General features: G+C 71.3%; 16 protein-coding genes. All 16 read right to left on the bottom strand.

The window, feature by feature from the left end; all coding sequences use genetic code 11:
* Positions 1-37 precede the first annotated feature (37 nt).
* Positions 38-814, bottom strand: coding sequence for a DUF6390 family protein (locus AB0H21_RS34025; protein ID WP_358525116.1), 777 nt, complete (start codon positions 812-814; stop codon positions 38-40).
* Positions 811-1,944, bottom strand: coding sequence for a hydrogenase formation protein HypD (gene hypD, locus AB0H21_RS34020; protein WP_358525113.1), 1,134 nt, complete (start codon positions 1,942-1,944; stop codon positions 811-813). The genes AB0H21_RS34025 and hypD overlap by 4 nt, the downstream gene beginning before the upstream one ends.
* A gap of 34 nt (positions 1,945-1,978) precedes the next feature.
* Positions 1,979-2,251 (bottom strand): HypC/HybG/HupF family hydrogenase formation chaperone, encoded by a 273-nt coding sequence (locus AB0H21_RS34015; protein ID WP_358525110.1) that lies wholly within the window; start codon positions 2,249-2,251, stop codon positions 1,979-1,981.
* 53 nt (positions 2,252-2,304) lie between these two features.
* Entirely contained in the window at positions 2,305-3,468 is a 1,164-nt protein-coding gene (gene hypE / locus AB0H21_RS34010; protein WP_358525109.1) for a hydrogenase expression/formation protein HypE, read from the bottom strand.
* Entirely contained in the window at positions 3,465-4,127 is a 663-nt protein-coding gene (locus AB0H21_RS34005) for an SIS domain-containing protein (RefSeq protein WP_358525106.1), read from the bottom strand. The genes hypE and AB0H21_RS34005 overlap by 4 nt, the downstream gene beginning before the upstream one ends.
* A complete protein-coding gene (locus AB0H21_RS34000; protein WP_358525104.1) occupies positions 4,127-4,870 on the bottom strand; it encodes a HypC/HybG/HupF family hydrogenase formation chaperone in 744 nt (247 codons plus the stop codon). The genes AB0H21_RS34005 and AB0H21_RS34000 overlap by 1 nt, the downstream gene beginning before the upstream one ends.
* Entirely contained in the window at positions 4,867-5,133 is a 267-nt protein-coding gene (locus tag AB0H21_RS33995) for a HypC/HybG/HupF family hydrogenase formation chaperone (RefSeq protein ID WP_358525308.1), read from the bottom strand. Before AB0H21_RS33995 ends, AB0H21_RS34000 begins: the two co-directional genes overlap by 4 nt.
* A gap of 2 nt (positions 5,134-5,135) precedes the next feature.
* Entirely contained in the window at positions 5,136-7,523 is a 2,388-nt protein-coding gene (hypF, locus tag AB0H21_RS33990; RefSeq protein WP_358525102.1) for a carbamoyltransferase HypF, read from the bottom strand.
* Positions 7,520-8,659 carry an NHL repeat-containing protein gene (locus AB0H21_RS33985; RefSeq protein ID WP_358525100.1) on the bottom strand — a complete coding sequence of 380 codons (1,140 nt, stop codon included), beginning with the start codon at positions 8,657-8,659 and terminating at the stop codon, positions 7,520-7,522. Before AB0H21_RS33985 ends, hypF begins: the two co-directional genes overlap by 4 nt.
* Positions 8,656-9,564, bottom strand: a complete 909-nt coding sequence (locus tag AB0H21_RS33980; protein WP_358525098.1) for a NifU family protein — start codon at positions 9,562-9,564, stop codon at positions 8,656-8,658. Before AB0H21_RS33980 ends, AB0H21_RS33985 begins: the two co-directional genes overlap by 4 nt.
* 10 nt (positions 9,565-9,574) lie before the next feature.
* Positions 9,575-9,934, bottom strand: coding sequence for a hypothetical protein (locus AB0H21_RS33975; protein ID WP_358525096.1), 360 nt, complete (start codon positions 9,932-9,934; stop codon positions 9,575-9,577).
* A gap of 5 nt (positions 9,935-9,939) precedes the next feature.
* The gene (locus AB0H21_RS33970; protein ID WP_358525094.1) at positions 9,940-11,193 is read right to left on the bottom strand and encodes a tetratricopeptide repeat protein; all 1,254 of its coding nucleotides are present in this window, start codon (positions 11,191-11,193) and stop codon (positions 9,940-9,942) included.
* Between the two features lie 26 nt (positions 11,194-11,219).
* A complete protein-coding gene (locus tag AB0H21_RS33965; RefSeq protein ID WP_358525092.1) occupies positions 11,220-12,050 on the bottom strand; it encodes a hydrogenase maturation protease in 831 nt (276 codons plus the stop codon).
* Between the two features lie 125 nt (positions 12,051-12,175).
* Complete coding sequence (locus tag AB0H21_RS33960) at positions 12,176-13,783, bottom strand: nickel-dependent hydrogenase large subunit (protein ID WP_358525091.1); 1,608 nt, start codon at positions 13,781-13,783, stop codon at positions 12,176-12,178.
* 54 nt (positions 13,784-13,837) lie between these two features.
* Positions 13,838-14,809, bottom strand: a complete 972-nt coding sequence (locus AB0H21_RS33955; RefSeq protein ID WP_358525089.1) for a hydrogenase — start codon at positions 14,807-14,809, stop codon at positions 13,838-13,840.
* 79 nt (positions 14,810-14,888) lie between these two features.
* Positions 14,889-15,425: a DUF1641 domain-containing protein gene (locus AB0H21_RS33950; RefSeq protein ID WP_358525087.1), complete on the bottom strand. Its 537-nt coding sequence runs from the start codon at positions 15,423-15,425 to the stop codon at positions 14,889-14,891.
* Positions 15,426-15,441: the final 16 nt, after the last annotated feature.

Here is a 15,441-nt window from a genome sequence, read left to right as displayed (position 1 = left end):
CACAGGCGGAACCCCCGGCTTCAGCCCGGGGAGCGCGTCAACGCCCACCGTTCATCCCCGGCCCCGGGTGACACGCGAGCCTCCGGTTGGTGGCCTCGATCTGCGCCAGCGTGGTCCGGCGCAACCGCTCCACCTGCTCGGCGGTCAGCCGGTCGCAGGTACGGTCCCAGTGCAGCGCCACCCGCTCTCCCGGCTCCACGCCGGGCAGGAAAGTGCGCCCCTCGGCGGCGACGGCCGCCCGGTCCACCCGGGGTTCCGACAGGCCCAGCCTTCCGCCGTCCCAGGTGAGCCTCCGGTTGCGGACCACGACGTGGTCGCCGTCACGCTCCAGCACCGTCCCCCATCGGATGCGACAGTTGTCCAGCACGTGCAGCGGCTGCTCGAAGTGCAGCGCCCCGAGCAGCCGCGACCAGGGGTAGACGCCGAACACGTGGAAGCAGTGGTTGGGTGCGGCCTCACCGACGAGCTCGGGGGTGAGGTGCTTCCAGTAGTGGCCGGCCTGCGGCTTGATGTGCGCCAGCAACGCATCGCCGAACTCCCCGGCGCCGACCGTGTCCCCCACGCCACCGCCCAGCCAGTACGCCTCGACGACACGGCGGTCGAGGGGATCGGCGACGCCCGCGAGCCTGGCCAGGATCTCGAGGTACGGCCAGGCGCCGTGGAAGCCGCGCGCGATCGCTCGGATCGCGCCCGCGTCGGCGCCGGTCGTCACGCAGTCCAGCAACGTCTCCGGACGCGCCGGGCCGCAGTAGCCGAGCTGGTTGGGCGCGTAGGCGTAGCGGGCGAAGAACAGCGCACCGGATCCAGCGGTCACCGCGCGCCCGCTCGGCCCACCAGCCGGGCCGCGTCGCGGTGCATGCGGCCGAAGTTGTAGTACGCCGCGCACGCCCCCTCCGGAGACACCATGCACGTCCCGATCGGGGTCTCCGGAGTGCAGGCGGTGCCGAACACCTTGCATTCCCACGGCTTGATGACGCCCTTGAGCACCTCCCCGCACTGGCAGGCCTTGGGGTCGGCGACGCGGATCCCCGGCATGTCGAACCGCAGCTCGGCGTCGTACTCCGCGTAGTCGCCGTTGAGCTTGAGCGCGCTCTGCGAGATGAAACCCAGCCCACGCCACTCGAAGTGCGGCCGCAGCTCGAACACCCGGCCCATCAGGGCCAGCGCCTGCGGGTTGCCCTCCTCCTTGACCACGCGTCCGTACTGGTTCTCCACCTCGCAGCGGCCCTCGCGGATCTGCTTGAGCAGCATGGCGACCGCGGCGAGGATGTCCAGCGGCTCGAACCCGGCCACCACGATCGGCTTGCCGTAGACCTCGGGGACGAACCTGTAGGGCCTGTTGCCGACCACCGTCGAGACGTGGCCAGGACCGAGGAAGCCGGACAGCCGCAGGTCGGGTGACTCCAGGATCGCCTTGAGCGGCGGGACGATCGTCACATGGTTGCAGAAGACGCTGAAGTTCTTCAGCCCCAGCTCGCGGGCGCGCACCAGGGTGACGGCGGTGGACGGCGCGGTGGTCTCGAAGCCGACGGCGAAGAACACGACCTGCTTGCCGGGGTTGTCGACCGCGATCCGCAGGGCGTCCAGAGGCGAGTACACGAACCGGACGTCCGCGCCTCGCGCCTTGGCCTCCAGCAGGCTGCCGCGGCTGCCCGGCACCCGCATCATGTCACCGAAGGAGGTGAATATGACGTCGGGCCGCTCGGCCAGCCACATGGCGTCGTCCACCCGGCCCATCGGGATCACGCACACCGGGCAACCCGGCCCGTGCACCAGTTCCACCGACTCCGGTAGCAGGTGCTCGATGCCATGGCGGTAGATGGTGTGCGTGTGGCCGCCGCACACCTCCATGAACTTGTAGTGCTCCGATCCCGCCATGTCCGTGATGGCGGCCACCAGTGCGCGCGCGGCCGCGGGGTCACGGAACTCGTCGACGAAGCGCATCGGAACTTCCTCTCCGTAGTGCTCTTTGGTGCGGTCAGGCGATCGCCGAGGAATCGAACGCCTCGATCTCGTCGAGGTACGCCTGCCCAAGCTTTTCCATGGCGGCGAGGGTGAGCCGGGCCTCGGTCTCGTCGATCTTCGCCATGGCGAATCCCACGTGCACCAGCACCCAGTCACCCGCCCCGAGGCTCTGGTCGGCGACCAGTCGCACGCTGATGACGCGCCGCAGGCCGCTGACGTCGACCTTCGCGAGGTGCTGCCCGGCGTCGACGATCTCGACGACCTGGCCGGGGATCCCCAGACACATGTGACTGCCTCCTTCACACCGCGAGCGGAGCCCGCGGCGTCGTCCTCGTCTGATCAGCAGATGCGGGGCAGCGGATCGCCGACCAGCATGTCCACGATCCGGGTGCCGCCGAGACCGGTGCGCAGCGCGACGGTCGCGGCCAGCTGGTCGGTGATCTCCCCGACGGCCACGGCCCCGCGGCCGAGCGGGTGCTCCCGCATGGCCGCCAGCGCGGCGTCGGCCTCCTCGGGCGCCACGACCGCCACGAGCTTGCCCTCGTTGGCGACGTAGATCGGATCGATGCCGAGCATCTCGCAGGCGCCCAGCACCACCGGGGCCACCGGCAGGGCGAGCTCGTCGAGCACCACGCCGAGCCCGGTGTCCTGGGCAAGCTCGTTGCAGACCGTCCCGATACCGCCCCGCGTGGGGTCTCGCAGCCAGCGGGTGGAGGGCGCCGCCTCCAGCAGAGCCTCGGCCAGGCCGTTGAGCGGCGCGGTGTCCGACCGGATGTCGCCCTCGATTCCCAGATCACCGCGGGCGAGCATGACGGCCATCCCGTGGTCGCCGATCGACCCCGACAGGAGAACCCGGTCGCCCGCCCGTACCGCGCCGGCGGAGAGTGCCCGTCCAGGGGGGATGAGGCCCACGCCGGACGTGGTGATGAACAGGCCGTCGGCGGCGCCGGAGGCGACGACCTTGGTGTCACCGGTCACCACCTCGACCCCCGCCGCCTGCGCCGCCTCGGCCATGTCCGCCGCGATCCGGCGCAGCTCGGCGATCGGGAAGCCCTCCTCGATCACGAACGCCGCCGAGATCCAGGACGGCCGGGCGCCCATCATCGACAGATCGTTGACGGTGCCGTGTACGGCCAGGTGGCCGATCGAGCCGCCGGGAAAGCGCAGCGGGTGCACCACGAAGGAGTCGGTGCTGAAGGCCAGCTTCTCCCCGGACGGCAATGACAGCACCGCGCCGTCGCCGCGCTCCTCCAGCTCCCGGTTGCGGAAGGCCTCCACGAAGACGGCGTCGACGAGCGCGGCTGAGGCCTTGCCTCCCGCTCCGTGCGCCAGCGTCACGACCTCGTCGAGCAGCCGTGGCCGGCGGCGGCGGAACTCGTCGATCCGTTCCAGGACCTGATCCTCGCGGAACACCGGCCCGGTCCGCTGCCCGCCGGTCCTGTCGACCGTTCTGTCGACCGTTCTGTCGACCGTGGTGTCGACCGTGGTGTCACCGATGCTCATCCGGGTCCCTCCCCTCCGGCCAGGCGGTGCTGCACCGCGGCCCATATCCGGTAGCCGAGCAGCGCCTGGGACTCCTGGATCCGGTGAACGCTCTGGGAGCGCACCACGAAGCAGAAGTCGACGCGGTCGTCGGTGGCGAACCGGCCGCCGTCGTAGCCGGCGAAGCCGATCGTGAGCAGCCCCCGGCGTTTCGCCTCGGCCAGCGCGAGCGTGAGATCGGCCGAGTTCCCGCTGGTGGACAGGGCCACCGCCATATCGTGCCCGCCCGAGTGCGCGATGATCTGCCGGGAGAACACCAGGTCGAAGCCGACGTCGTTGCCCAGCGCGGTGACCACCGCCTGGTCGGCGGCCAGCGACCACGCGGGCAGCGGCCTGCCGTGCGGGGGGCGTGAGAACAGGTCGGCCAGCGTGGCCGCGTCGGTCGAGCTGCCGCCGTTGCCGAACGTGTACATCCGCCCGCCGGCGCCGAACCGTTCGGCGATCATGTCGGCGGCGTCCGCGATCTGCCCGGCGCACTCCTGCAAGGTCGAGTGTTGCAGGGCGGCGCTCTCGGCGGCCTTCGCCCGCGCCGAGGCGGCGAGGTCGGCGAGCAATGACGTCGCGTCGTGCTCTTCGGCTTCGAGGAACGGGTAGAGGAAGCCGGTGCTCTCAGGGCTCATCACGCACCGTCCCTGTCGAGCCGGGTGATCGCCGAGCCGGCGTGCACGAGGATCAGGTCTCCCGCCTCCACCGGCTCCACGAGCAGGGTGTCCACGAGCTCCCGCCCCGTCGCGGTGCGCACCAGCGCCCTGCCGTCATCCGGCATCCGCGGTGAGATCACCTCACCGATCCTTCCTTCGTCGCCACAGGTGACACACGTCTCCGCCTCGCACTCGGGGTCGGCCGGGGTGAGCAGCCCGGGATGCTCGAAGCAGACGTGGGTCAGCTCCCAGAGCAGGTGGTACAGCAGGACGAAGCGGCCGGTCACCGGCAGCGCGGGGTCCGGGTCCTCCAGCCACAGCACGTGGTCGGCCGCGCCGGCCGGCGGCCGGGGGCCGTTGCCGATCCACACCGTGGCCGCCCCCCAGGCCTGCGCGCGGCGCATCATCGAGCACACCTCGGGGTCGGAGGCGGCGGCCACGGCCAGGATCACGTCTCCGGGCCGTACCGACACCCGGGCCATGGCGACCGGGTCGGGGCCGGTCACGGCGACCGCGGGCAGCGCTCGCTTGCCGACGACGACGGGGTGGACGAACTCCACCGCGACGTGGTGGGCGTGCGGCGCCCAGGACGGCGACACGCACCACAGCGTGGCGCCGGCGGCGAAGCGGCGGGCCAGGGCGAGCGCGGCGGCGGCGAGGTCGGCGGCCGACTCCTCGTCCAGTCCACCGGCGGGGACGACCGGGGCGGTGGGGGCGCTCATCGCGGTGCCGCCGAGGTCTCGGCGGGGCCCGGAGCCTCGATCAGTTCGTACTGCCGCATCAGGTCGAGCGTGGCCAGTGCGGACTCCTCGTCCAGCCGGGTCAGCGCGAATCCCGCGTGCACCAGGGTGTAATCGCCGACGCGGAGATCGGGAAGGTAGGCGAGGCACGCCTTCTTCGTCTCACCGGCGAAGTCGACTCGCGCCATCGTCGTCCCGTTCTCCTCCCAGACCTCGACGATCCTGCCTGGAATGCCCAGACACATGGTCACCCCTCCTTCTCACTCGCCCGCAGCGCCGCGACGACCGCCTGCCCAAGCGCGAGGCCACCGTCGTTGGGCGGTACGACGCGATGGGTCAGCACCTCGAACCCCGCCGACCGCAGGCGGTCCCGGCAGGCGCGGAGCAGCAGCACATTCTGGAACACGCCTCCCGTGAGGCCTGCCAGCCGGACATCCCGCTCCCGGCCGACCTGTGTCACGAGCTCGGCGACGGCCACCGCCACCGCCTCGTGGAAGGCCGCCGCCAGGTCCGCGACCGGCGTGCCACCGCGCATCCCGTCCACCAGGCCGTGCAGCAGCGGGGCCGGGTCGAGCGTACCGTCGGCGCCGACGGCGAGCCGCAGCGGTGGCAGGGAACCGTATCGGGTCGACGGGGCCGCCGTGGCCGCGAGCGCCTCCAGTTCGATCGCCGCCTGCCCTTCGTAGCCGACGCGGTGACGGACCCCGAGCAGCGAGGAGACCGCGTCGAACAACCGTCCCATGCTGGTGCAGTCGACGCAGCCGGCGCCACTGGCAAGCTGGGCGCGCACGACGCGGAGCTCCGCGGCCTCACACGCGGCCACCGGAGGCAGGTCGGGCGACCAGGGGATGCCGGCGGAGGTGAGGTGGGAGAGCGCCATCCGGCAGGGGTTGCGGACCCCGGCGTCACCTCCGGGGAGCGGTACGGCACGCAGGTGGCCTGCCCGGGTGAAGCGGTGGCCGTCCGCGCCGAGCAGCAGCACCTCGCCGCCCCAGATCGTGCCGTCGGTGCCGTAGCCGGTGCCGTCGAAGGCGACCCCGACGATCGGCTCGCCCAGGCGGCCGTGCTCGGCGAGCAGCGAGGCGACGTGCGCGTGGTGATGCTGCACGAGCTCCACCGGCCGGTCGCCGGCATGGCGCTCGGCCCAGCTCCGGGTGAGGTAGCCGGGGTGGGCGTCGGCGGCCAGCCGGACCGGCCGCACGTCGTACAAGGTCGTGAGCTGGGTGGCCGAGCGTTCGAAGGCCCGCAGCGTGGCGAGGCTTCCCATGTCGCCGATGTGCGCCGAGGAGAACGCGTGCCGCCCCCCTGTGACGCACAAGGTGTTCTTCAGCTCCCCGCCGACCGCCAGGATCGCCTCGGCCGGGCGGCCCAGCCGGACCGGCAGTGGCGCGTACCCGCGCGAGCGGCGGATGGGGAGTTCGTGATCGTCGACGATGCGGACGACCGAGTCGTCGCACGGCACGTGTATCGGCCTGTCGTGGGTGAGCAGCACGTCGGCCAGCGGCCGCAGCCGGGTGCGTGCGTCCTCGTCGTCGAAGCAGATCGGCTCGTCGGACAGGTTTGCGCTGGTCAGCACGAGCATTTCGGGAATCGGGCCGGAGAAGCCGGGAACCGGGGCGAACAGCAGGTGGTGCAGCGGCGAGTAGGGCAGCATCACCCCGATCAGCGGGTTGTCCGGCGCCACGCCTTCGGCGATGGGCGCGTCCGGCCGGCGGCGCAGTAGCACGATCGGGCGTGCCGGGCCGGTGAGCGCCGCGGCCTCGGCCGGGTCGATCTCGGCCAGCCGCCGTGCCACATCGAGGTCCCTGGCCATCACCGCGAACGGTTTCCCGGCTCGTGACTTCCGCTCCCGCAGGAGCCGTACGGCGTTCGCACTGCCGGCCAGGCACGCCAGGTGGTATCCGCCGACCCCCTTCACCGCCACCACGAGCTCGGACGCCAGCGCTTGCTGGGCCGCGGCCAGCGCCATGTCGGAGCCGATGACGGTCCACTCCGGGGTCTCGAAGGACAGCCGGGGCCCGCAATCGGGGCAGCACAGCGGCTGCGCGTGGAAACGCCGGTCGGCGGGATCGTGATACTCGGCCGAACACGCGTCGCACATGGGGAAGTCCGCCATGGACGTCGCGGGCCGGTCATAGGGCAGCGAGCGGATGATCGAGAACCGGGGGCCGCAGTTGGTGCAGGTGATGAAGGGATGGCGATGACGGCGATCGCCCGGGTCGAAAAGCTCGCGCACGCAGTCGTCGCACAGCGCCACGTCCGGCGGGACGAGCGTGCGGGCACCGCCCGCGCCGCGGCTGGCCACGATACGGAAGCCCGGCTCCGGGGCGGAGGGCGCCATCGGGTCGGCGCGCACGGCCGTGATGTCGGCCAGCGGTGGCGAGTCGGTCCTCAACCGCCTGAGGAACTCCTCCACCGTCATGCCTGGGCCCTGGACCTCGATGAACACCGAGCGGGAATCGTTGCCGACGAAGCCGACGACGCCGAGTTCGGTGGCCAGCCGGTAGACGAAGGGCCGGAATCCGACCCCTTGCACGACCCCTTCGACCGCGACCCGGCAGCGCCGGACGGCATCCGGGGCGGGGTGGACGTCCGGGGGCGCGGACGGTTTCGACGGGGCCTGCGCCGGGGTCATGTCCGCCGCCAGATCACGACGCGGTTGTTGCCCGAGTCGGCGACCGCCAGCCGGTCGCCGTGCAGCCACAACCCGTACGGCCAGCACAGGGTGTCGCGTTCGACGCCGGACCAGCGGTTCTCGCCGCCGGCCTCGAAGGAGGTCTGCCCGAGCACCGCGTCGGCCGGGCGCCCGCCCCCGGGCAGGCCGTCCCACAGCAGGATCCGGTTGTTCGCCGTGTCGGCCACCGCCAGGCGGCCGTCGTCCAGCGACACGGCGTACGGGAAGCGGAAGCCGTCGGCGCGCTGCGGCGCGTACGGGAACTCGGTGGCGCTGTGGAAGTCGGGCTGACCGAGCACGAGGTCGGCGCCGCGGTCCGCCTCCGGCCGGGGACGCCAGCCGAGGACGCGGTGGTTGCCCGCGTCGGCGACGAGCAGCAGGCCGGCGGCTCCGGTGACGGCGTGCGGCCATCGGAAGCTGGCCGGTCCGACCCCTTCGCCGCGGTTCTCCTCCCGGTGCATCGGATCGGCCTGGCCGAGCACCAGGTCGGCCGGCCGGTCGGCGGACCCCGGGATGCCGTCCGCCCAGGCCAGGACCCGGCGATTGCCCGTGTCGGCCACGTAGAACCAGCCGTCCACGACGCCGATCCCGAAGGGCCAGTACATCGAGTTCGCCGAGCACTCCCCGCCGCGATTCGGCTCGGCCGAGGAGAGATCGCGCTGGCCCAGCACGAGGTCGGGCCGCCGGCCGGTACGTCGCGGCACCTCGTCCCACACCAGCACGCGGTGGTGCCAGGCGTCGGCGACGACCAGCCGTCCTTCGTGGACAAGGACCCCGGTGGGCAGGTGCAGCCCGTGCTCGGGTCCGCGCCCACCCGCCCCCGGGCCTTCGGTCACGCCGTCGGGCTGGCCGATGACCACGTCGGCGGGTTGTTCGTCCTGGTCCGGCACGCCATGCCAGATGAGCACCCGATGGTTGCCGGAGTCCGCCACCACCAGGTGACGGTCGTCGAGGAACACCCCGCGCGGGGAGTACAGCCAGGCCATCGTCGGGTTCGCCGGAGGCAGCGCCAGGCCGCCGGGCGCCGGGGCTCCGATCCAGGTCTGCGGTATCCAGCCCGCGGCCAGGCTCACGTCCTGTACTCGCACCCCGCTCACGCGTCACCCCTGATCCAGACATATCCGTCATCGACCCGCAGGGGAAGCTGCTCAAGCTGCGCGCCCGGCATGCTCATGCACTCGCCCGACATGGCGTCGTAGCAGAATCCGTGCCACGGGCAGGTGAGGGTGCCGGCGTCGCCGTCCAGCAGCGCCGCGTCCAGCGGCATGCCCTGGTGCGCGCAGGCGTTGACGTAGGCGTTGAGCCGGCCGCCGAGCCGCACCACGATCACCTCGACCTCCTTGCCGGTGGTCGTGACCAGGCGCATCGGGGTGACCTTGCCGTCCGGGACGTCCTCGACCGGCGTGGTGCGCACCCATCCCTCCTCCCGGGGATCCCGGCCGACCCGCACGGCACTCAGCGGGATGAGCGTCGGCGACGGCTCGTCGGGCACCACCTCGACCTTGGTGACGCCGGCGACACCGTTGACGAGCGCCTCCTCGACGCCGTCGCGCAACGTCACCGACGACATCGAGCAACCATTGCAGGCGCCCTTCAGCCGCACGTATGCCACGCCGTCCTCGACACGGACCAGCTCGGCGTCGCCGCCGTGAGACTGCAGCGACGGGCGGACGGTTTCCAGCACGCGCTTCGCCTCGGTGAGCGGGTCCGGCCGGATGATCCCGTGCAGCGTGAGCAGCAGGCGCACCTCGGGCTCGTCGACCAGCTCGAACAGCAGCTCACGTGCCCGCTCGTCCGCACGCATCCGGCGTACGATCGTGACCAGCCCTGCGCGGTGGACGGCCTCCACGGCCGCCTTGAGCTCCTCCGCGGTGCGCCGCGCCTCGCCGTCCAGCTCCGCCACCCGGCGCACGGCGTCGTCCACCCGCCCGGCGAGCTCGGTGAAGGCCGGTTCCGTCTGGGCCCGTTCCGTTCGGGGCTGTTCTGCCGCGGTCGTGCTCATCTCTCGCCCCTCATCCGTACCGTTCGGCCCGGTCCATGGCCTCGATCACCTTGGCCGCCAGGAGCTCGGCGAAGGCCTTCCTGGCGAGCCGGGCGAGCACGTCCGACACGGTCCCGGTGTCGTCCACGGTCACCTGCCGCTTGTGCAGGGCCTGCAACACGAACGCGGAACCGGCGGCGTCGTCGAGACAGAAGTCGGCGAACACCGCGTCGACGTACTCGTCCAGCCACACCCCCTCGCCCTGCGGGTCGGTACGCAGGCGGCGCAGCGCGTTGTCCTGGCCTTCGCAGCGCTGGACGATCCGCTCGGCGAACCGTTCCGCGGCGGTGAGCAGCATGACGTCGAACTGCTGCCGTTGGTAGGCGTCCATGGCACCTATCCCTGGGTCCTGGTCAATGTCGTCTGACGGGCGATCTCGTCCAGCACGGTGCGCACCGTGCGGACCGACTCCCCGTCCTGGAACTCCTCGAAGATGAACCGCGCCTCGTAGAGCTTGGCCTTGGCGTGGTCGAACATGCCCAGGTGCGCCAGGGCGTTGCCCTGGTTGGCCAGCACCCGGGCGCGCCCGAGGGGGTCGTGCTCACGGTCGCGCACCTCGAGCACCGCCTCGTACAGCTCGACCGCCTCGACGAGGTTGTCGCCCTGGTGCCGGGAAGGCACGTAGACCAACGCGTTGGCGAGGTTGAGCTGGGCGCTCGCCCACCGTTCCGGATGGGTCTCGGGCGTGTACACCTTCAGCGCGGAGCGCAGCGACCGTACCGCGACCCCCCGGCGTAGCTGGTCGGACGCCTCCGTCATCGGCATGGTGAGGTAGGCGGTGGCCAGGTTGGCGTGGGCCGCCGCCCACAGCTCGGGCGCCTCGCCGGAGGTCACGAGCCGCAGCGCCGCCTGGTAGTGCTTCACGGCCCTGACCAGCAGGTCGCGGCGCTCGCCCGCCTCCTCGTGCAGCGTCAGCGCCAGCGTCAGGTGCATCTCGGCCTGCGCGACCCGCAGGTCGGTGCCGTCCAGCAGTTCCAGTGCCCGCCCCAGGGTGTCCACCACCTCCTGGGCCGGCCCGGACGTTCCGGGCACGCGCGCGTCCTTACGGATCGCGGCCGCGGCACCGAGCAGCACGCCCGCCAGAGGGCGGGACACCCCGAGAGCCGGCGTCACGGCCTCCTCGAGCAGCCGCAGTGCCCGCTCGGGCTCGCCACGGTCCACGGCCTGGGTGGCCTGTGCCGACAGGACCAGTGCGGCCAGTTCGCCATCGGCCGTGCCGAGCTCTGGAGGACTGTCGGCGCGTCCGAGGACGAAGGACACCAGGTCCACCAGTACGGCGAACGGCTCGCCGAGGTCCTCGCGCAGCCGGGCGGGATCCTCGCCGTCCGGATCGACGACGAACCGGTTGTACCTGGTGACGGGGTCGTCGCCGCGCAATTCGGCGCGTGCCCCGTCGATGTCCCCCGCCAGCGCGAGTTCGTGTGCGCGCAGCGCGGGCGGCCAGCTCTGAGGCACCCGGCCCGCCACGAGGTCGGCCCGGCACGCCTCGGTGTCCTCTCCACCAGGGACGAGGAAGAACCCCGCAGGCAGCGGGAACACCCCGAGCGGCTGCGGGCGGGCGGCGGGCTCCGCACGGACCTCGTCGATCATGTACTCACCGCTCCCACACGAGCCGTTCACGACGACCACCGCTCCGCCTGGAGCGGCACACGGAGCGCGCCGTTCGTGTCGTCCCAGATCGCGGGGTGCGTCCCTACCGGGAACCGGTCGTCCAGCACCTCGCGGACCAGGACGCAGCGGTCGCCCTCGGGAGTGCGCTGCTTCAGCAGCAGGCCACCGCCCTGCGGTCCGCGCAACGGGATCAGCCAGAGCTCGCCGTCGCGGCGGACGGCCACCGCGGCGTCGCCGGGAAAGCGGCGCGCGGCCAGGTCGGCGCCGAGCCGCAGATATCCGTCCTCGGTGAACTCCACCCTCGGCCGCTCGGATCCGGGGGGTCTGAGCCCGGCCAGAAAGTCGGCTTCGATCAGGACGATCACCTTCTCCATGGCCTGCCGCACCGCCGGGGAGAGCTCCGCGCCCGGGTCGACGCGCTCGGCCTCGATCAGGAACACCGTGACGTCGTCGGGATAGGCGTCCTTGAGCAGCCAGTGGGCGAAGGCCAGCGCGTGGTCCCAGCGGAAGGAGTGCGTGTGCAGGCCGCCCAGCGGGGGCAGGTCGGCCACGGCGGGGCCCGGCACGCGGTAGATCGTCCCGGGCGTCGCGCCGGTCCGCGCGGCGTCGACCAGGACGACCCTGCGGGCTCCGCGCATGCGGAAGGCCACCTCCATGCCCGCGGTCCCTCCGTCCACGATCCGCGCGCCGTCGGGCACACCGTGCTCCCACAGGTGCCGGACCAGGACGGGACCCACCCCGTCGTCCCCGCGGAGCAGGTTGCCGCAGCCCACGACGAGAACCTGGCACGCGTGGACCTCCGTGCCCTCGATCGGTTCCTCATCGAGCCGCGTCATCGGATCACTTCCTCACATCGCCGTGAAAAACGAGCCGCTTCGGCGGGGTGGTCCCCCGCACGCCGGAGGCCCTCCGGCCGGTCGCCGCCGGCCGGAGGGCGCCGGAGAATCCCGGCCGACGGGTGTCAGACCGTTCCATTGATCACGAACTTGCTCAGCTCGCGTCCGGTCCTGCCGTCGTAGGCGTGCACTGTACACACCAGGCACGAATCGAAGCTACGGGCGACGTGCCCCAGCTCGACGGGGTCCTCCTGGTCGACGATGCGCGAACCGACCATGGCGCTCTCGATCGGACCGAGCACCTGGTCCCCGTCGCGAGGCCCGATGTTCCAGGCGGTCGGCGTGACCACCTGGTAGTTCGCGATCTTGCCGTCCTCGATGACGATCCAGTCCGAGAGCGAGCCGCGGGCCGCCTCGGTGGACCCGAAGCCTTTACCTTCCGCATACTCTGTCGGCTTGGTGTAGAAGCTGTCATGCAGGTCGATCTGGTCGAGCCAGGCCCGCGTCCACTTGTAGTACTTCGCCGCCTCGTGCATCCGTGCGAGCTGGCGTACCAGCACCGACGGGCCCAAGGTGTTCACGATGTCCACGAAGAGGGGGTCGTTGTCCTGGTGCGGGGCGGCGTTCGGGCCGCCCGCCGCCATCCGCCGGGCCAGCGGACCCGCTTCCAGCGGCACGTAGCCCAGGCCGGGAACCTCGTAGCGCGGCGACTTCGCCCAGCTGTACTTGCCCTGGGCCCGGCCGACCTCGGGGTCGATGGGCCTGGTCTCCCCCTCGAACGGGTGCAGCGCCTTGGTGCCCTCGTAGAAGGAGTGGGTGACGTCCTCCCTGACCCGGGCCTGGTCGAAGTCGTGCCACTGCCCGTTGGCGTAGATCCCGGAGCGTCCGATCAGCGCGCCATTGCGCCCTTCGATGGTGGGGTTCTCGTACATCGAGGGCTCGAAGTAGGTGCCGCTGGCGATGAAGTTGCCGACGCCGCCGCCGTACTTGTGCAGGCCGATGTCCAGGCCGTAGCGGATGAAGAACCCGCAGTCGCTCTCGTAGTGCGAGGGCTTCTCGTCCACCCAGGCGAGCACGTCCTCCCAGGTGCGGTTCTCCAGCCAGCGGTCGACGGAGCAGCCCAGCCACTGCTTCTCGAGCCACTGGTCCTTCCAGTTCTCGAGAATGGCGATGGATCGGGTGACGTCCGACAGCGTGGGTGCGCACATGACACCGCCGGGGACCATGAAGCTGGAGTGCGGCCACTGCCCGCCGAAGATGGCGTACACCTCGACCGGCTTGCCGGAGTACACCACCCCGGGGCCGTAGCTAGTGCCGACGTACGGCGCGAAGCGACGCACGGCCTCGTCGTACCACTTGGACTTCGCGTAGTTCTTGTTGGTCAGGTCGATGGCGAACAGAGCGTAGAAGTAGCGCGGGATGCTTTGCAGGGTCTCGCAGGCCTGGCAGATGTTGCGGATGAGCGTGGCGTTGGGCGGCATGTGGGTCCGCCAGGCGACGTCGAGCGCATAGGCGGACTTGTAGAGGTGGCTGCCGCCGCAGATGCCGCAGATGCGCGGGCAGACGATCAGCCCGGCCTGCGGGTCCTTGCCCTGCAGGATGATCTCGAAGCCCCGGAACATCGCGGCCTCGGTCCAGGCCGAGGTGACCACGCCGTCTTCAATCGTCACCCGCACGTCGAGGTCGCCCTCGACGCGGCCCAGGGGGCTGACGAACAGGTCGATCGCTGTCATTGACGGGTCAGTCCTTTCTCACGTCCGGCGCGGGCGATGGGGAACGCGGCCGGGTCACACGACGAACATGTCTTCTTTGGACCACTGCGGCGCGGCGATCTGGGCCGCGGCGGCGTGCGCCATGTACGTGAGGTGGTCGCTGCCCTCCGGGATCTCCTTGGGGATCAGCCCGCTCACCTTCTGGGTCTTGAACACCGTGCCGGGCGCGAGGTCGAAGAACGGGAACTCCGGCTCGGTGCACCCGGTGCAGGGCATGCCGGCCCGGGTTTTGGACGACTGGCGGTTCCACAGGATCCGGTTGCACGGAGAGTGGGTCATCGGGCCGCGGCACCCGAACTCGTAGAAGAGGCATCCGCTGCGTGTCCCCTCGCCGAAGGATGTGGTCGACTGCTTGTACTCGAAGAACTGGACGCGGGTGCATCCGGTCTGGGTGAACGTCTTGAAGAAGGTCTGCGGCCGGTGCAGCTCGTCGAGCGCGATGTCACCGGCCCGCCCCGTGGCGAGCGCCACGATGATCTGCGTGATCCAGTCGGGATGCGCGGGACAGCCGGGGATGTTGATCACGGGCAGGCCCATCCCTGAGCGGAAGTCAGGGCCGAGGAAGCCGCCCCGCTCGCGCTTGTGGAACTGCAGGCCGGTCGAGCCCGAAGGGTTCGGCTCCATGGCGGGGATCCCGCCCCAGCACGCGCAGTCCCCGATCGCCACGACGATCTGGGCGGCCGCCGCGAGATCGGTCACCCAGTCTTTCATCGGCCGGCCGGCGAAGATGTCGTAGCGGCCGGTGCCGTCAGGCCCCTCGATGACGGTGCCCTCGAAGACGAAGATGTCCAGCGGTTTCGTGCCCTGGGCGCAGTCCCAGAACAGCTTCTGCGCGTGCTCGCCCAGTTCGAGACCGAGCGAGGGGTGCCAGAGCAGGTCCAGCCCGAAGTCCGTGACCAGGTCGACGACGTTCGGTTCCTCGGCGTTCAGGAACGACATGGTGTTGCCGCTGCAGGCACCGCCCTGGAGCCACAGCACTGATGACATGGGATCCCCTTCCGGAACTTCTCCGTACCACGGCTCCGCGGGACGGACATGAAAGGCGGCGGCGCGTGCCGCGCCGTGGTCAGGTTTCGCTGATCTCGCGCCCGAGCGCTCTCGCCACCTGGATCAGGAAGCCGAGCCCGCGTGCGACGTCGTCGTCCTTGAGGGTTCGCATCAGCGAGAAGACACCGATCGGCCCCATGGGCTCGAGCCTGGCCTGCTCGGCGCCCTTCCTTAGGGATCGGGCGGCCAGCGAGACCAACTCGACGACCTCCGGATCGGTGAGCTCCGACTTCAGCAGAAGCTCCAAGCCGGGCGTCGCCTCGGAGACCGCGCCCGAAAGGGTGCGCAGGCTCGTTGCCAGTTTCGGAAGATCAAGCGGTTTCAGCGCCTCGGGCGCGGCGGCCATCGCGCCGCGCAGCTCTCCGACCGCCTTGGCGAGACCTCCGGCGATCGTGTCCCCGCGCCGCACGAACCCGTCGAGGCCCGTCACCAGGATGGCCAGCAGGTCGGCATGGTCAAGCAGGTCGCACAGCGCCTCGGCCACGCGGGGGTCGTCGAGCTTCGACAGCACGGAGTCGCCGTGAGGCGGCGCGGTGAGCTGACGGTCCGATGCCACATGTGCCTCCGTGAAG

It is taken from the genome of Sphaerisporangium sp. NPDC051011 (assembly GCF_040653595.1).
Taxonomy (GTDB): domain Bacteria; phylum Actinomycetota; class Actinomycetes; order Streptosporangiales; family Streptosporangiaceae; genus Sphaerisporangium.
Note: the sequence above shows the minus strand (reverse complement) of the source record. Positions and strands in the feature narration are given on the sequence as shown.